The organism is Pararhizobium capsulatum DSM 1112, assembly GCF_030814475.1.
Taxonomy (GTDB): domain Bacteria; phylum Pseudomonadota; class Alphaproteobacteria; order Rhizobiales; family Rhizobiaceae; genus Pararhizobium; species Pararhizobium capsulatum.
This window is the reverse complement of record NZ_JAUSVF010000002.1, coordinates 952,135-967,992: the sequence shown is the minus strand read 5'-3', so window position 1 is coordinate 967,992 and position 15,858 is coordinate 952,135. Positions and strand designations below refer to the sequence as shown.

Here is a 15,858-nt window from a genome sequence, read left to right as displayed (position 1 = left end):
CAGTGCTTCAGGCAAGCGCTGCGCGCAGGTCGTGGGAAAGGTCGCGGATCTCGCTGAGGTCGAGTTCGGATTCCACATGTTCGAGGTGATGGGCCATCAGACGGGTGGCCTTGTCGGCCTCGTTGTTGGCGATCGCCTCGACGATCTCGGCATGCTCGTCCGGCCCGCAATTGAAACGGTTGGTGTTGCGGTAGACGGCCGTGATGAGGGACGATCGGGAGATCAGGTCCCGCATGGTCGTAAACAGGAAGTCGGAGCCTGCGGTTTCGGAAAGCAGCAGGTGGAAGCCGCCGGAAAGCTTGATGATGTCGGTGGTGACATCCTGGGCGTTGGCAATCCGCTCCTTGGCGACATGGTCGCGCAGGCGCTTGAGATCGGCCTTTGAGACCGATTTGCACAGGCGCTCGACGACACGACGCTCAACCGTACGGCGCACGAAGAAGACATCACGGGCTTCCTCGACCGAGGGCTTGGAGACGAAGGCGCCACGATTGGGGATGATGGTGACGAGCCCGTCGCGTTCAAGAACGGCCAGTGCCTGCCGGATGCGAGCGCGGCTGACGTTGAAAATCGCGGCCATCTGCTCCTCCTTCAGCTGAACGCCGGGACGGAGCCTGCGCTCGGCGATAGACAGCCAGACTTTCTCGACAATCTGTTGTATAGAAGGACCGGTTTGCTCAGTCATCAATTTCACTCCCCATTGGGGGTAGACAAGCGGGAAACAGCGGAAAAAGTCAACTGCAACAGCAGGATTTTGATTGCAGAATTGTCAACAATATGAAATCATATTGTAGATTATTAACTCAGGATCGCGCCATGGAATTCGACTTTACCGAGCTTGAGCCGCTCAGCCGCTACCGTCTGCTGACGAATTTCATCGGGCCGCGGCCAATCGCGCTCGTGACGACGCGCTCCGAGGCCGGCCACAGCAACGCGGCGCCGATGAGCTTCTTCAATGTTTTCTCCCACGATCCGGCGATCGTGGTGCTTGGCATCCAGCCGCGCCTGAGTGGCGAGGAAAAGGATACGATGATGAATATCCGCCGCACCCAGGAGTTTGCCATCAACATGGTGGACATGGCGCTCTCGCAGCAGATGCTTGTCTGCGGTCTCGGCTTCGACAACGAGGTCGACGAGCTATCCATGGCTGGCCTCACGGCAACCACCTGCAGCCAGATCGATGCAAGCTATGCGGCCGAATCGCCCTGCGTCTTCGAGTGCCGTGTCGAGCGCCTCATTGATTATCCGCGCCGCACCCTCGTTCTCGGCGAGGTCGTGCACATGCACGTCCGCCGGGAATGCCTGGACGCGGAGGGGCGTTATGTCGATCCGGAAAACTACCAGCCGATCGCCCGGTTGCACGCCGACAACTACATCACCTCGGACCGCCAGTTCGTCCTGAAGGCTCCGCCGATTGCCGATTTCATCAAGCCGCAGCGCGACTGAAGGCTTTGAAAGGTTCGATACCATGCATATCCGTCTGATCAATCCGAATTCCACGGCATCCATGACCGCGCAGGCGCTGGATAGCGCCTTGCGCGTCAAGCAGAAGGACACGGACGTCTCGGCCGTCAATCCGCTCAACACGCCCGTCAGCATCGAAGGCGGCGCCGATGAAGCTGCGGCGGTTCCGGGCATGCTCGATGAAATCCGCAAGGGCGAGCGACTGGGGGTCGATGCTTATGTGGTCGCTTGCTTCGATGATCCCGGCCTGCATGCCGCGCGCGAAGTGGCGCGGGGACCGGTGATAGGCATCTGCCAGGCGGCCGTGCAGGTTGCCATGACGATCAGCCGCCGCTTCTCGATCATCACCACGCTGCCACGCTCTATCCCGATCATTGAAGATCTGGTGAGCGGCTACGGTGCTGAGCGCCATTGCCGCAATGTCCGCGCCATTAATCTTCCCGTTCTTGGACTTGAGGAAGATCCGGCCGGGGCAGAATTGCTGCTGATCCGCGAGATTGAGGCAGCGAAGAAGGAAGACCGCGCCGAAGCCATCATCCTCGGCTGCGCCGGCATGTCCGCTCTTTGCGATCGGCTGCGTGCGGCAACCGGAGTTCCCGTCATCGACGGTGTGACGGCGGCTATCAAGCTGGCGGAAGCGCTGGTGGGCGCGGGCTACACGACCTCGAAGGTCAACGCCTATGACTATCCGCGCGTAAAAGAAACCAAAGTCACAGCCTGCGCCTGAGCAGCCATGCGACCACCAATATAGTCAATCATAGACATCGATTCTTTGTGTGAGAGGCTCAATACCACGCCGCAAAAGTGTCTGGGATTTCGGACGCCGAAGGAGATCTTTACTCAACATCTATTGGCTGTGAAGCGCCAAATCATATAGTTTTCCGACCAGCGTTACATATAATCTGGAACCAGAAACTGAAAAAAAGAAAATGTACCTTTGCAATGGGAGCAAAGGGCTCTTTCGTCCAAAGTCTGTTTGACAAATTTTGGTCGTGGCTGACCTGCATCGGTATGACGCAATGGGGTGCTTGCGTCCAGCGTGCAGTTCTGACGTCACTAATCCTCGAAGTAGCGCCTCTGTGGAGGCTCAGGTGCAGAAATCGCTTGGACTAACCCCGAGTAAACGGCGAAACATATAGCTAAATGCACTTGTGGACTCATAACCCATATTCATGGCGACGGAGCTGATTTTCTCGCCGGCGGCAATCTGGGAAATGGCATGAAGAATGCGGGCATGTCGCAACCATCGGGACGGCGGCATGCCTGTTTCGGTGATAAACAAGCGTTCGATTGTCTTGCGGCTAGCGGCAACTTCGATAAGCCAGGTCTCGACTGAAACGATCGCCCCGGGATTTTCGAGTGCCGCCATGGCAACCCCGCTAATTCTTCTATCCTGAGGTATCACAATTGAGAGGGGGACATCCTTGGCAGCAATGAGTTCATGGCGCAGGAGATTGTGAAGCGCCTCGTTGTGATGGTTTATGCGGTCATGTGCGTTCTGGGGCAGTGTCGCGGAAATTAAGGCGCTCAGCAGCGGCGTCATGGTCATAATACGGCATTCAGAGCCGAGCGTTCTCGACTCGGCCCGGTTGACATCGACGTATAACATCTCGTTGTTCGAACCGGTTCGCATCCAGTGCTGAGCGTCTGGCGGAATCCAGATTGCCATTGCTGGGCTTAGCAAAAGCACCCTGTTCGAAGTGCCGACATACATTGAGCCGGTCGTTGAGGATATAAGCTGCCCGAAGTCATGGGTATGCCAGTCGAAACTTTCTCCAGATACCGCCCTGACTGTCTCGCCCAGATAGCGTGGTCTATTCGCGTTTTCGTGGACGTGTGGCGGCGTGTGCGTTTGGATGGTCATAACGTGTGACGATTTTTCGATATAGTTTATCTTTGCATCGACAGACAGACATAGCAAGTTCCGTTATCAGTTACCAGGCACTTGGACGTGAAGTCCGCCTGTTTGGAATGGGACTGGCTGTCACCATGAACAATCGCACTTTCCATGCATGGTTCGCCTTGGGCCATCTCGCCAATGATTGGCCGATTTCCTCGTTGTGGCTGATCGCGCCAACGGCTGGCATTGCCATGGGGTTGACGCCAACGGACGTTGGGCTGCTCTTTACAATCTTCAACGTCGGCGGGGCGCTCGCATACTTGCCAGCCGGTATCCTCGCTGATCATGCCTCCAACCGGGGACGGTTGCTGGTCGCTACGTTCTGGTGGGTTACGGTCGGTTGTGGTCTGGCCGCTTTTGCACCAGGATATTGGGGCCTTGCGCTGCTGCTTGCCGTGGCCGGGATGGGCAATGCCGCCTGGCACCCGATCGCGGCGGGCGTGCTTACGCATAAAAGCAGAGAACAGCGCGCTTACGCGTTGGGCATTCACGCCATGGGCGGTTCGCTCGCCGAAGTGCTGGCGCCGCTTTCTGTCGGTTTCCTCCTTTCCTATGTCGACTGGCGCGGAGCGCTGGTTATCTCGGTTCTTCCAACTGTGCTACTAGGCATTTGCTTCTTCTGGGTGGTGCTTGCTGTCCCCCGTGTCGAGAAGAGGACGGTGAGCAAGCAAGACATGCTCGACCTCCTGAATACATGGAGCAAGGGAAATGGCCTGCGCATAGTTGTGATGATCAGCCTGTATAACATCGCGCTGATGGCGCTTCTCAGCATGATCCCGCTGTATTTCGCGGAAAGGCACGGTTTCGGTCCCGCCGTCGTCGGCATTACGTTCTCTGGCTTGCTGACGGTCGGTGCACTGGCCCAACCGTGGGTCGGCAAGATATCTGATATCGTCGGCCGCCGACCGATCCTGATATTGGGCAATCTTGCGGCAGGGCTGGCCAGCGCAGTGCTTATTTTCCAGCCCTCTTTCTGGATCATGATCGCCGCGATGACCGTTGCCGTCGCCGGGATGGATGCGATCCGCGCAGCGATGCTCGCGGCGGCTGTTGATCACACCGACGACCGCGAAGGAACAACACTGGGTCTAGCGTTTGTGCTCATGGATGGCGTCGGCGCGTTGGGCTCGGTGCTCGCAGGCATCACGGCCGGCTTCTCTTGGCCACACATGTTCGGCTTCACCGCCGCCTTCTCGCTTGCTGCCGCAGCATTGGGTTTCGTGACCGTCTTCGGGCGCGACAATGGGCATTGACTACAGTCATTCGATTTCCCGGCACGATCATCTGTAGACGGAGAAACGGTAAGCCAGATCGGCCAGCTAGCAGGATGGAATTTGGACCAAAGATTTGCCGCTTTGACGTTATTCCGATAATGATTTGTCGAGCTGTCATCGCATGGGAGGAACAGTCGTGGAATATCGTCGTCTTGGAAAATCAGGCCTCAAGGTCAGCGAATTTTCGTTCGGTTCCTGGGTAACTTTCGGTAAGCAGGTCGACGGCAGCGACGCCGTAAGCTTGATGGCGCACGCATATGACAACGGCATCAATTTTTTCGACAATGCCGAGGGCTACGAGAGCGGGAATTCCGAAATCGTGATGGGACAGGCACTCAAGACCCTCGGATGGAGCCGCGATAGTTTCGTTGTTTCCAGCAAGGTGTTCTGGGGCGGAGAGAAGCCCACGCAGCGAGGGCTTTCACGCAAGCACGTAACCGACGCGGCGCATGCCGCGTTGAAACGTCTTCAGGTGGAGTATCTCGATCTGTATTTCTGCCACCGGCCGGACATCGATACTCCGATCGAGGAGACAGTTCGTGCCATGCACGACCTCGTAACCCAGGGGAAGGTTTTGTATTGGGGGACCTCGGAGTGGTCGGCCCAGCAATTGACCGAAGCCTATGCCGTGGCCCGTGACCTGCGCATAACACCGCCGACAATGGAACAGCCGCAATACAACGTCTTCGAGCGTCAAAAGGTCGAGGCCGACTATCTTCCGCTTTACGATCTGATGGGCTTGGGCACCACGATCTGGTCGCCACTGGCCTCGGGCATCCTGACCGGGAAGTACAACAAGGACACGCCAAACGACAGCCGCCTGAATCTTCCGGGTTACGAATGGCTGAAGGAAAAATGGTCCAGCGAGGCTGGCCGTGCGCAGCTTGGCAAAGTGAGGGAGTTGACGGTTCTTGCTGATGAGATCGGTCTTTCCATGACGCATCTTGCACTGCTCTGGTGCCTTTCCAATCGGAACGTATCGACTGTCATTCTCGGTGCTTCCCGCAAGAGCCAATTGGAAGACAACCTCGCTGCGCTGGATCACAAAAGCAAACTGACACCAGAAATTCTGGCACGCATCGATGAGATCATCGGAAACAAGCCGTCGCCGCCGCAACGGTTTTGAGTGGGTCGGTCTGCGACGATCTGGGCTTTTACTCAAAGCATTGGACGTTCGCTGACTGAGGTCCAGATTCACCAACAAACCGCGATGCCATTTTCGCCCGCCGGTTCGCAGAGGAAGCCATTCGACGCCCTGGATTTTGATCCGCGCGTTCTCGTTGTTGCTGGCGTTGCGATCGATGTCGTGTTTTTGAAGCTGTCCGGATTACGAGGGCGTTCCTTTTCGGGGGGCGCCCTTCATCGTTCCTTAAGCCGCCAATTGATCCGTTACACGCGGCTTCCTTTCCAGTGTTGAATCGATTGTCGTCCTGATATCTGCGTTGACGCAGCCACGATCCGCCCCTCTACTGGCGTCCCGGGCAAAGGAGGATCCAACGTGCAATATCTGGACTGGATTGCGTTTGTCTTCTTCATGATCGCTTGGATTGGCATCGAGCCAATGATGGCGATAGGCTGGCCGCGCAGGACGAACAGTCTGCTCCTGGACATGGCACGCGTTCGCAAGGCCTGGATGCGTGAAGTCCTGACGCGCGACAACAATTTCATAGGCGACGCCGCCATCCTCGGCCATACCATTAACTCGGCCTCGTTCTTCGGCTCCGCCAACCTGATCGTCATCGTCGGCATGAGCAGCGCGCTGTTCACCGAACCCACTCACGGTGTTGAAGCCGGGATCATTGCAAAGTTTGCGGCAGCGGGGCCGATCTGGCTATTTCAGTGCAAGGTTGTGCTCGTGATGGCGACTTTGATGCGCGGACTGTCGGATTTCATCTGGGCTGTCCGGCAGATCAACTACAGCCTTGCCGCCATCGGAGCGAGCCCCTCCAGAGAAGAACAACGCGACATCGAAGCCTGGACGGAGGCATTGACCCTCGTCGTCAATCCGGCCCTGCGATCCTTCAGCGTCGGTGTCCGGTCCTATTATTTCACCGTTGCCGCAGCTCTCTGGTTCCTCGGCCCTGTCGCCTTCATCGTCGCCACTCTGTGCGCCGTCGGACTCCTCGTTTGGAGGCAGAGCTGGTCCGACACCGCAAAGGGCGTGATGGCAATTCGCAAGCTGTTGGACAACGATGTCCCGCCTGCATCCGTTGTATCGAAGTCCAAAACCGGAGAGCAACTGCAACTGAACAAAGGAAAACGCAAATGAGCCGAAGAGGCGCGTTTTGATCAGGAAAATCAGTGATATTGACGGGCCAGATAAGAAGTCATTCCACGCTCCATCAGCATCAAATAGCTTCATTGGTCGCGACAAGCGGGTAGTTCTGCCGCTCCTGCGGTGCGCGAAGGGCACACCGCCCATAGCTTTGATACAGTGTCGGCATCCGCCAGCTAAATCATGCGGCACGTCTTAGCAGGTTGCGGAAATAGCGCTAATTTTTCTACCGATCCTCGCTAGACGGTTCGAAGACGAGCGGGGATGAGGCTTTTTCAGCGGCCTTTTCGGTCCTTTTGTCGTCATCCGCCCTGTCTCGGCGGATTGCGGGCGCGATTATGCCGTCGTCAGCAGCTTTGGCAGCCTCACCAGATTATAAGCCGTCGCTGTCAGGGTGAACATCCAACCGACGCGATCCTTTCCGCGATGGCGGGTCTTGCGCATTCCGCCGCTGGTCTTGGCCCAGCCGAATACCTCTTCGATACGTTTTCGGATGCGCTGACTGACAGCGTAGCCGGGGTGATGGGTGGTACGACCATCGATGGCTGAGCGTCGGTTCGCCGTGTTCTGAGCAACGTGTGGCGTCACCTTGATATCCCGCAAGGCGGCAACGAAGTCTGCCGTATCGTAGGCTTTGTCTGCAGCCAATGTGATGCGATGACGACCATCCATGCGGCCCACCATATCCAGTGCAGCCTCGCGCTCTGCGGTTCCTGTCGCATGGGTCAGCGTGGCGTCGACAACCAGCCCGTTGCGGTTTTCCAGGGTGACGTGGCCCATGTGGCAAAGCTTGGCCGCCTGCCCACGGGCCTTCTTGTAAAGCCTGGCATCCGGGTCGGTGGTCGACGCGTGAGTTGCGTTGCTGCGCTTCTCGCCGTGGAAATCCCGCTCAGGGTTGCGTGCCGTAGCCTTTGCGGGCTTGTTCGCGTCAGCGCCGGAGCCGTTGTTGTCATCACCGTCACCATCAGTCTCGTCCTTGGGCTTGAAGCTCTTCATGCTGGCCCAGGCTTCGATCAAGGTGCCGTCCACCGAGAAGTGCTCGTCTGACAAGAGAGCCTTAACTCGCGGCTGGCTCAGCAATGCGGCCAGGAACTTGGCGGCGATGTCGCCAGCCAGGAGCCGCTCACGGTTCTTGGTGAACACGGTGACGTCCCAGATCGGCGCGTCCATCGACAAGCCGACGAACCATCGGAACAACAGATTGTAGTCCATCTGCTCCATGAGCTGGCGCTCCGAGCGGATCGTGTAGAAAGCCTGCAACAACAGGGCGCGCAGAAGCTTCTCCGGCGGGATCGACGGGCGGCCGATCGCTGAATACATCGCCTCGAAATCAGGCGACAGAACTTCCAGTGCCTCGTCGACAATCACGCGGATTGCCCGCAGCGGATGGCTTGCCGGAACGCGTGCTTCGCAGCTCACATAAGAAAACAGACCCGCCGTCTGGATATCACTGCCCCGCATGTCCTGCTCCTGCCGGCCAATCACTCGGGCATGGAATCACGGCAGTCCGCTCGCAGCAAGCGCCTTTTTCCGCATCCTGTTAGAGCGAGATTGAAACCTGAACGGCTTCGACGCTGCTCAACGGCGGTAACGATGCCGTGGTGGTGGTCGCAATAGACGCGGTCCGGCGAAGTCGCGCCGGCACAAAAAAAGTAGCCGCCGGGCACTGACTTATCTTCACGAACTGGGAAGCGGCACTGGCAGGCGCCCAGCTTGAGGAGGGGGACGTTGGTTGTGGGTAGTCTGGTGTCTTCACGCATGATGTGTCTCAGGCTCCTATGTTATGACCCTTGCCTTGGCGCAGTTGTATCGCGTTCACCCCGTAAGAGTGGCGCGACCGCGACGGACGACCATCACTCGCCTTTATTGGCCATCGGCTATCATGTGGTGTTGGGCGTCGCTTCCATGAACCCCGAGAACTTGCTTTGGGAAGCCAAACATTTGCTGCCAGCAGCCATTGCTACCGTCGTCTTGTTTCGCTCACCGGCGGCAAGCTTCGCGCGCTGGATTCTCTAACCCGAGCACGATGGATGCCGCGCGGTTGGTCGGGTTGTGTTGAACAATGCTATTGCGGCGAGTAACCGGCTTCTCCCTGCCGCCAATCTCACGTCCGGACATCTCCTGGCCGCTTTACGCAAGTCTTTGTCAGGATGCAGCAAGATATTTGCTGGTCAAACCAGTATGACGATCACGCCAAGATGGACCCATTTTTTGGGCTTCGAAGCACGGCACTGCGACCAAATCTGGCGGGGGGGCTGGTCCGCAGTGCCGGTTATCGCGACAACAGGGCATGCAAGTTGGCAACCGTAGTCCCCAGGGTACAACCTTGGCGGTTTGCGCTTCCGACAGGCTCGGTCGACTAGCGGCAAAAGTGTGTTCCTGACGTGTCGTGTTGGTGCGCTTTTTCAATCCACCCCTTGTTGCGTGCGTTAGGCGTTCGTAAGGTTGGATGGGCGCCGAATCTCCGAAGGACTCTGTCCGGTCCACCGTCGGCATGCGTGGCTGAAAGCGCTTGGCTGCTGAAATCCTAAGAGCCACGCTATTTGCGAGGTTTGCAGGCTTTTCTCTTCTAGATAGCGAACCGCCAGATCGCGCCGCATCTCATCAAGAATTTCGCCGAAACTCAAATCCTCCTTCGCCAATCGGCGCGCGAAGGTACGCTCGCTCAAACCGAGACGATGAGCGACAGTCTTGGCTCTTGCCTCGGCATGAGGAAGGAGGGGGGCAATAGTGTTCTCAACCAAGGTGCGGAAAGGACTTGCATTTGAGACGCGGACCGAGATCGCGTCCTCGCACATCCTCACCATCAGCTCATTGAGGAACGGGTCATCTTCAACGAGTGGAAGGTCGAGGATCGCTCCGTCAAATTGCATCTCGTCGGCATAAGCATCGAACTGGATGTCACAACCGAGCAATCGCTCTATAGTTCGCAAATCACCCGAACGGTGGTGAATAAAACTCGCTCGAAGCGGCACAAGCTTCCCGCCGACAACCTGTCGGCAAAGGCGCAGTAACACGACCGCCAGGCACTCCATCTGGTGCAGGTCCAGATGGCGGGAAACGCCCGTGTACGTCAATCCAATACGGCAGACCGGCTCTTTTTCGACCCTAATAGCAAGTGCTTCGTTCGCAACATTGGAATACCGTTCAAGACGCCGTAGTGCATCGCCCAGGCAATGAGACGAGGCGACCACATAATACAGCATCCCAATTTGCCGAAGGTCAAAGTCACGCGCCAGGGTAAGGCCGATCCAACTGTCCTTTGTAGCGTGCGAAACCCGTCCCAGAAACTCGATCTGCGCGATATTGCTAACGCGTTTGCGGTTGGCGACATGAGCCTCGGATAAGCCAACCTGCGCCAGTATCGGTGCGGGATCTATCCCCAACCGTTCCAAATGCACCACGGCGAGACGCACAGCCAGGCCCATTCCGGTAGGAACGGTCGTCAGCCCTCGAATGATTGGATCGTCGTGATGCGCAACCACCGCCTGCCTACCGCCAATCTCACAGCCAAACTATGATCCGCTTGTCGGCTTTGCGCAAGTCAACGGCGAAGACGGATATCTGCGCGCGCTCTGTTTGTTACCTGAGGCTTGCTGATGTGATTGGGGCAAGGCCCTGCGTCGGCTGCCAAATTAGCGTCTTGACAAACCTTGCGTGCCTGTCTTTTATGCAAGCCTCAAGATTAGGCAATATTAGCCGACATTTGTTACATGACTTCGTTTGTCGAAGGGCAATAGCGCCCACAACGCCCCGGAAATCGGGATCCGCGTTGTGGGCTTTTTGTATTTGGAAATACCGATGCAGGACATGGCAAAGATTGGCATCCTCTACTCGACCACCGGGCCCTATGGCGCCCTGGGGCGAGACGGCTGGGCAGGCGCTGAATTTGCGCTGCATGACTGGCGTGCAGCCGGTGGCGAAGGTGTGGAGCTCGTATTTTTCGACGCCCACGCCGATCTTTCCGCCTATCTGGAAGGTGCGCGCAGCCTGATCCGCGATCACGGTTGCCGCAGCATCATCGGCACGATCACGTCTTCTGCGCGCAAGGAAGTGATACCGCTTGTCGAGAAGCACGATGGTCTTCTTTGGTACATGTGTCCCTATGAAGGTTTCGAGGCCAATGAAAACGTCATCTATGTTGCCGGCTGCCCAAACCAGCATTTGATTCCCCTGCTCGACCATTTGGTGCCGCGTCATGGCAACCGGCCCTATCTGCTTGGTGCCAACTACGTCTGGGGCTGGGAGATGAACCGGTTGGCGCGCGAGCTGATTACCAAGGCTGGCGGCGAGGTGCTTGGCGAGCGTTATCTGCCGTTGGAGGAAACTGCGGTCGAGCGCATTATCGCCGATATCGCCGAAAAGCGCCCGAGCTTCATCCTCAACAACCTCATCGGCCCCTCGAGCTACGCCTTCCTTGCCGCCCTTCAGCGCCTTGCCGAGCGCGACCCCGCATTCCTGCCGGAAAACTGCCCGGTTGCCAGTTGTGACCTGACGGAATGCGAGCTCTCCGATATCGAGAGGGGGGCTGCGATCGGTCAGCTTTGCGCGCTTCCCTATTTTGACAGCCTCGACACGGCCGTAAACCGCGCATTCAAGGCGCGCGTTCAGACCTGGCGGCCGTCGATTACCCATATTTCCAGCATCTTCGCCAGTGCTTATGCAACCGTGACACTGTGCATAGCTGCGATGAAATCTTGTGGAAGTGACGATCCGGTGGCGATTCGCCGCGAAGTCCTGTCACGCTCCTGGCCGACCGTTCTTGGCGACATCGTCATCGACCCGGCCACGAACCATGTGGCACTCCCCTTCCACCTCGGCCGGATCAATCCTGACGGCGGCTTCGATGTCATCGCCTCGCGGCCGGCCATCGTGGCGGACCCCTATCTCACCGGCGAACGCCTTCGCTCCGCCCCCTCGTTGAGGGTGGTGTCATGATCAACACGCCGAATTTCGCCGGCTGGCGCGTTGCCATTCTCGCTGAGGAAGATGCAAACACCGACAGGCTGCGCCGACAGCTGACCTTGCTGGGAGTAGCCTCCGCACTGCAATGGCTTCCGCTTTTGCCGCTCGACTTGCCGGAACTGGTTATCGTCGATGCGGACCGCGGCTGGGATGAGTTGCTGCCATGGCCGGAAGGTAAACCGGCCCGTCCGGTCGTCGCCCTGCTTGGCTCGGAAGCGCCTGGCCGCATCGCCTGGGCGATCGGTTGCGGCGCTTCGGCGATCATCCCCAAACCAGTTTCGGCTTCGACCATCTATCCCGCTCTGGTACTGGCAGTCGCCTCGCACCAACGGCGCATGGAGGCCGAGGCTCAGGTGGCGAAGCTGGAGGAGCGGCTGCGGCTGCGGCCGGTGGTCTTTGCCGCAATCAATCGTCTGAAAACGGAAAGACGGATCGACGACGAGCAAGCCTACCGCCTGCTGCGCGAGTGCGCCATGCAGCGTCGCATGCCGATGGAGCAATTGGCCGCCCTGTTTCTCGGCAGTTCAAAAGCCTTGAAGGACGTCGGTTGATGCGCGTTCTCAAGGAAATCTGCCGGCAACCAACGGCCCTCTTCGGCCTCGCCGTGGTCGTCATCGTCATTGTCATGGCAATTGCCGCACCCCTCATTGCACCCTTCAATCCCGACGAGCAGATGTTCGATGGCTTGACGCTCGAGGGCGCACCGATGCCGCCCGGCGGCCAGTTCCTGCTCGGCACGGATACGCTCGGGCGGGACCTCTTTTCACGCATGCTTTTCGGCGCCCGCACGTCGTTGATCATCGGCCTCGTCGCAAACGGCATAGCGGTGACGATCGGCCTTTTTGTCGGCATCACGGCGGGTTATCTGCGTGGCTGGGCCGGCAATCTGCTGATGCGCTTCACAGATCTGATGATGGCCTTCCCGGCATTGCTTCTGGCCATCGTGCTTGCCGCGTTGCTGAAGCCAAGCCTCTGGATCGTCGCGATGGTGATCGCGCTGGTCAACTGGGTTCAGGTCGCACGCATCGTCTATACCGAGACACGCGGTCTCGTCGAACGTGATTTCATCCTTGCTGAGCGTTCGCTCGGAGCCGGGCATGGCCGTATCCTGTTTTTGCACATCCTGCCGCATTTGATGCCGACGGCAATCGTCTGGGGTACGCTCGGCATCGCGACCACCGTGCTTCTGGAAGCCACCCTTTCGTTCCTCGGCATTGGCGTGCAGCCGCCAGCCCCTTCCTGGGGCAACATTATCTTCGAAAGCCAAAGCTACTTCCAGGCAGCCCCGTGGCTGGTGTTCTTCCCTGGTGCCGTGATCCTTGTGACGGCACTTGCCTTCAATCTGGTCGGTGATGCGCTGCGCGACATTCTCGACCCGACCCAGCGCGGGAGAGGCTGATGCTGTCGGTTCTCGCCAAGCGCCTCTTCCAGTCCGCTCTGATCCTGCTCGGTGTCGCCGCTATAACCTTCGTCCTGCTCTACGCGCTTCCGGCAGATCCGGCGCGCATGATCGCCGGTCGCAGCGCTACCGCCCAGACGGTTGCCAACATCCGCCACGAACTCGGCCTCGACCAGCCGCTGCTCGTCCAGTTTCTGCACTATGTCCGCGGTCTGGTGCAGGGCGATCTTGGTCGTTCCTATGCGCAGAAGACAGAAGTTGCGACCCTGATCGCCGCTCGTCTTCCAGCAACGCTTGTTCTCATGGCTGCCGGCATTTTTCTGGAGGTGTTGATCGGTGTGACGCTCGGCACGATAGCCGCCCTCAATCGCGGCGGGTTCCTTGACCGTGCCGTGATGACCACGGCCTTTATCGGTGTTTCCGCACCGCAATTCGTCGTCGCGCTCTTACTTCTCTACGTCTTTGCCGCAACGCTCGGCTGGTTTCCGATGTCCGGTTACGGCACGGCGGCCCATGTCGTCCTGCCCGCGGCAACGCTCGGCCTGCTTGGCGCGGGCTGGTACGCCCGCATGGTTCGTTCCGCCGTCGTCGATGTATTGAACCAGGATTATGTGCGCACCGCGCGCGCCAAAGGCCTTTCCCAGAGGCGCATCATCCTGCGCCACGTCCTTCCGAACGCAGTGCTTCCAATCATCGCCATGATCGGCATCGATATCGGACAGTTCATGGGCGGCGTGGTGGTCGTCGAGGCGGTCTATGGCTGGCCGGGCATCGGCCAGCTTGCCTGGCAGGCGATCCAGCAGGTCGATATTCCGATCATCATGGGTGTCACGCTCACCTCCGCGCTTGCCATCATCATCGGCAACCTAGTCGCCGATTTTCTCGCGCCGGTCATCGACCCGCGCATCCGTTCAAACTGAAGCCCAGCGATCAAAAAAGGGGAACCAAAATGTTCAGACGCATGCTTCTCAGCACCACCACGGCGGCGCTCTTCGCGCTCATGCCGTTCGCAGCCAGCGCGCAGGACACACCTGCCCAGGGCGGTGACATCGTCGTCACCTACAAGGACGACATCACCACGCTCGATCCGGCCATCGGCTACGATTGGGTGAACTGGTCGATGATCAAGAGCCTGTTCTCCCGTCTTGTCGATTACGAACCGGGTACCGCCAATATCGTGCCTTCTCTTGCTGAAAGCTTCACAGTTTCGCCCGATGGCCTCACCTATGAATTCAAGCTGCGCAAGGGCGTCAAGTTCTCGAACGGGCGCGAAGTCGTCGCCTCCGACGTAAAATATTCGATTGAGCGTGCCGTTAATCCGAAAACCCAAGGCCCCGGCGCCGGCTTCTTCGGCGCCATCGCCGGTTTCGACGATGTAACCGGCGGCAAATCCGAGACCCTCTCGGGTATCGAGACGCCGGATGACGGCACCGTCATCTTCAACCTCTCCCGTCCGGATGCCACCTTCCTGCATGTGCTGGCGATCAACTTCGCCTCGATCGTGCCGAAGGAAGCTGTCGAGGCCGCGGCCGGCGATTTCGGCAAGAAGCCGGTCGGTTCCGGCACCTTCATCCTGAAGGACTGGACAATCGGCCAGAAGCTCGTCTTCGATCGCAACCCGGATTATTTCGTCAAGGACATGCCGCATATCGACAAGGTGACGGTCGAAGTCGGTCAGGAACCGCTGGTCGCGCTGCTGCGCCTGCAGAAGGGCGAGGTCGATATCGCCGGTGATGGCATTCCCCCGGCCAAATTCCTTGAGATCAAAAACTCCCCGGAAGGCGCGCAGATGATCGTTGACGGGGAGCAGCTCCATACGGGCTATGTCACCCTCAATACCAAAGTAAAACCCTTCGACGACGTGAAGGTACGCCAGGCCGTCAACATGGCGATCAACAAGGAGCGCATCACCCGCATTCTTAACGGCCGCGCAACACCCGCCAACCAGCCGCTGCCGCCGCTGATGCCGGGCTATGACAAGACCTTCACCGGTTATGCGTATGATGTCGAAAAGGCCAAGGCGCTGCTTGCAGAAGCCGGCCATCCGGACGGGTTCGAAACGGTGCTCTACTCCACCAACACCGACCCGCAGCCGCGTATCGCCCAGGCGATCCAGCAGGACCTCGCCGCTGTCGGCATCAAGGCGGAAATCCGTGCCCTTGCCCAGGGCAACGTGATCGCCGCTGGCGGCACGGAAGGCGAAGCACCGATGATCTGGTCGGGCGGCATGGCCTGGATCGCCGACTTCCCGGATCCGTCGAACTTCTACGGCCCGATCCTCGGTTGTGCCGGCGCGGTTCAAGGCGGCTGGAACTGGTCATGGTACTGCAACGAAGAACTCGACAAACGCGCGATTGCGGCGGACGGCATGTCTGACCCATCCAAGCTTGCGGAACGTCAGGTCGTCTGGGGCAAGATCTTCACCGATATCATGGCCGACGCGCCCTGGGTTCCGGTGATCAACGAGCGCCGCGTCGTCGCCAAGTCGATGCGTATGGGTGGCCCAGACAACATCTACATCGATCCGACCCGCGTCATCAACTACGATGCGATCTTCGTAAAACAGTAAGCTGGGCTATGG

At 58.6% G+C, this 15,858-nt stretch carries 13 protein-coding genes and 2 pseudogenes; 11 read left to right on the top strand and 4 right to left on the bottom strand.

What is annotated here, in order from left to right; translation table 11 throughout:
* Nucleotides 1-7: 7 nt before the first annotated feature.
* Nucleotides 8-685, bottom strand: a complete 678-nt coding sequence (locus tag QO002_RS24775) for a GntR family transcriptional regulator (protein WP_307234863.1) — start codon at nucleotides 683-685, stop codon at nucleotides 8-10.
* A gap of 131 nt (nucleotides 686-816) precedes the next feature.
* Between QO002_RS24775 and QO002_RS24770 the strand changes: the two genes are divergently transcribed.
* From QO002_RS24770 to QO002_RS31150, 3 genes and pseudogenes are all read left to right on the top strand, one after another.
* Nucleotides 817-1,446, top strand: a complete 630-nt coding sequence (locus QO002_RS24770) for a flavin reductase family protein (protein ID WP_307234861.1) — start codon at nucleotides 817-819, stop codon at nucleotides 1,444-1,446.
* A gap of 22 nt (nucleotides 1,447-1,468) precedes the next feature.
* Entirely contained in the window at nucleotides 1,469-2,191 is a 723-nt protein-coding gene (locus QO002_RS24765) for an aspartate/glutamate racemase family protein (protein ID WP_307234859.1), read from the top strand.
* 33 nt (nucleotides 2,192-2,224) lie between these two features.
* Nucleotides 2,225-2,341: pseudogene (locus tag QO002_RS31150) on the top strand (IS30 family transposase); the annotation flags it as partial.
* A 210-nt stretch (nucleotides 2,342-2,551) separates the two neighbouring features.
* On the opposite strand, the gene QO002_RS24760 reads toward QO002_RS31150, so the two are convergent.
* Nucleotides 2,552-3,328 (bottom strand): AraC family transcriptional regulator, encoded by a 777-nt coding sequence (locus QO002_RS24760; protein WP_307234857.1) that lies wholly within the window; start codon nucleotides 3,326-3,328, stop codon nucleotides 2,552-2,554.
* A 125-nt stretch (nucleotides 3,329-3,453) separates the two neighbouring features.
* Here QO002_RS24760 and QO002_RS24755 point away from each other — a divergent pair, with 125 nt between their 5' ends.
* From QO002_RS24755 to QO002_RS24745, 3 genes and pseudogenes are all read left to right on the top strand, one after another.
* Nucleotides 3,454-4,617 (top strand): MFS transporter, encoded by a 1,164-nt coding sequence (locus tag QO002_RS24755; protein ID WP_307234855.1) that lies wholly within the window; start codon nucleotides 3,454-3,456, stop codon nucleotides 4,615-4,617.
* 157 nt (nucleotides 4,618-4,774) lie between these two features.
* On the top strand, nucleotides 4,775-5,764 hold the full coding sequence (locus QO002_RS24750) for a potassium channel beta subunit family protein (protein WP_307234853.1): 990 nt from the start codon (nucleotides 4,775-4,777) through the stop codon (nucleotides 5,762-5,764).
* Between the two features lie 372 nt (nucleotides 5,765-6,136).
* Nucleotides 6,137-6,826: pseudogene (locus QO002_RS24745) on the top strand (DUF599 domain-containing protein); the annotation flags it as partial.
* 423 nt (nucleotides 6,827-7,249) lie between these two features.
* On the opposite strand, the gene QO002_RS24740 reads toward QO002_RS24745, so the two are convergent.
* Together QO002_RS24740 and QO002_RS24735 are read right to left on the bottom strand one after the other, a co-directional pair.
* Nucleotides 7,250-8,374, bottom strand: a complete 1,125-nt coding sequence (locus tag QO002_RS24740; RefSeq protein WP_307231576.1) for an IS5 family transposase — start codon at nucleotides 8,372-8,374, stop codon at nucleotides 7,250-7,252.
* A gap of 968 nt (nucleotides 8,375-9,342) precedes the next feature.
* Nucleotides 9,343-10,398: an AraC family transcriptional regulator gene (locus tag QO002_RS24735; RefSeq protein WP_307234850.1), complete on the bottom strand. Its 1,056-nt coding sequence runs from the start codon at nucleotides 10,396-10,398 to the stop codon at nucleotides 9,343-9,345.
* Nucleotides 10,399-10,714: 316 nt separating this feature from the next.
* On the opposite strand from QO002_RS24735, the gene QO002_RS24730 reads away from it, so the two are divergent.
* From QO002_RS24730 to QO002_RS24710, 5 genes are read left to right on the top strand one after another with little or no spacing between them, the layout of a single operon-like run.
* Nucleotides 10,715-11,851: a transporter substrate-binding protein gene (locus QO002_RS24730; protein WP_307234848.1), complete on the top strand. Its 1,137-nt coding sequence runs from the start codon at nucleotides 10,715-10,717 to the stop codon at nucleotides 11,849-11,851.
* Nucleotides 11,848-12,429, top strand: a complete 582-nt coding sequence (locus tag QO002_RS24725; protein WP_307234846.1) for an ANTAR domain-containing response regulator — start codon at nucleotides 11,848-11,850, stop codon at nucleotides 12,427-12,429. Before QO002_RS24730 ends, QO002_RS24725 begins: the two co-directional genes overlap by 4 nt.
* On the top strand, nucleotides 12,429-13,277 hold the full coding sequence (locus QO002_RS24720) for an ABC transporter permease (RefSeq protein ID WP_307234844.1): 849 nt from the start codon (nucleotides 12,429-12,431) through the stop codon (nucleotides 13,275-13,277). The genes QO002_RS24725 and QO002_RS24720 overlap by 1 nt, the downstream gene beginning before the upstream one ends.
* Nucleotides 13,277-14,197 carry an ABC transporter permease gene (locus QO002_RS24715; RefSeq protein WP_307234840.1) on the top strand — a complete coding sequence of 307 codons (921 nt, stop codon included), beginning with the start codon at nucleotides 13,277-13,279 and terminating at the stop codon, nucleotides 14,195-14,197. The genes QO002_RS24720 and QO002_RS24715 overlap by 1 nt, the downstream gene beginning before the upstream one ends.
* Nucleotides 14,198-14,226: 29 nt before the next feature.
* A complete protein-coding gene (locus QO002_RS24710; RefSeq protein WP_307234838.1) occupies nucleotides 14,227-15,846 on the top strand; it encodes an ABC transporter substrate-binding protein in 1,620 nt (539 codons plus the stop codon).
* Nucleotides 15,847-15,858: the final 12 nt, after the last annotated feature.

Coding starts and splice junctions, on each gene's coding strand:
- QO002_RS24775 (WP_307234863.1), bottom strand. CDS start 685: ATGACTGAGCAAACCGGTCCTTCTATACAACAGATTGTCGAGAAAGTC.
- QO002_RS24770 (WP_307234861.1), top strand. CDS start 817: ATGGAATTCGACTTTACCGAGCTTGAGCCGCTCAGCCGCTACCGTCTG.
- QO002_RS24765 (WP_307234859.1), top strand. CDS start 1,469: ATGCATATCCGTCTGATCAATCCGAATTCCACGGCATCCATGACCGCG.
- QO002_RS24760 (WP_307234857.1), bottom strand. CDS start 3,328: ATGACCATCCAAACGCACACGCCGCCACACGTCCACGAAAACGCGAAT.
- QO002_RS24755 (WP_307234855.1), top strand. CDS start 3,454: ATGAACAATCGCACTTTCCATGCATGGTTCGCCTTGGGCCATCTCGCC.
- QO002_RS24740 (WP_307231576.1), bottom strand. CDS start 8,374: ATGCGGGGCAGTGATATCCAGACGGCGGGTCTGTTTTCTTATGTGAGC.
- QO002_RS24730 (WP_307234848.1), top strand. CDS start 10,715: ATGCAGGACATGGCAAAGATTGGCATCCTCTACTCGACCACCGGGCCC.
- QO002_RS24725 (WP_307234846.1), top strand. CDS start 11,848: ATGATCAACACGCCGAATTTCGCCGGCTGGCGCGTTGCCATTCTCGCT.
- QO002_RS24720 (WP_307234844.1), top strand. CDS start 12,429: ATGCGCGTTCTCAAGGAAATCTGCCGGCAACCAACGGCCCTCTTCGGC.
- QO002_RS24715 (WP_307234840.1), top strand. CDS start 13,277: ATGCTGTCGGTTCTCGCCAAGCGCCTCTTCCAGTCCGCTCTGATCCTG.
- QO002_RS24710 (WP_307234838.1), top strand. CDS start 14,227: ATGTTCAGACGCATGCTTCTCAGCACCACCACGGCGGCGCTCTTCGCG.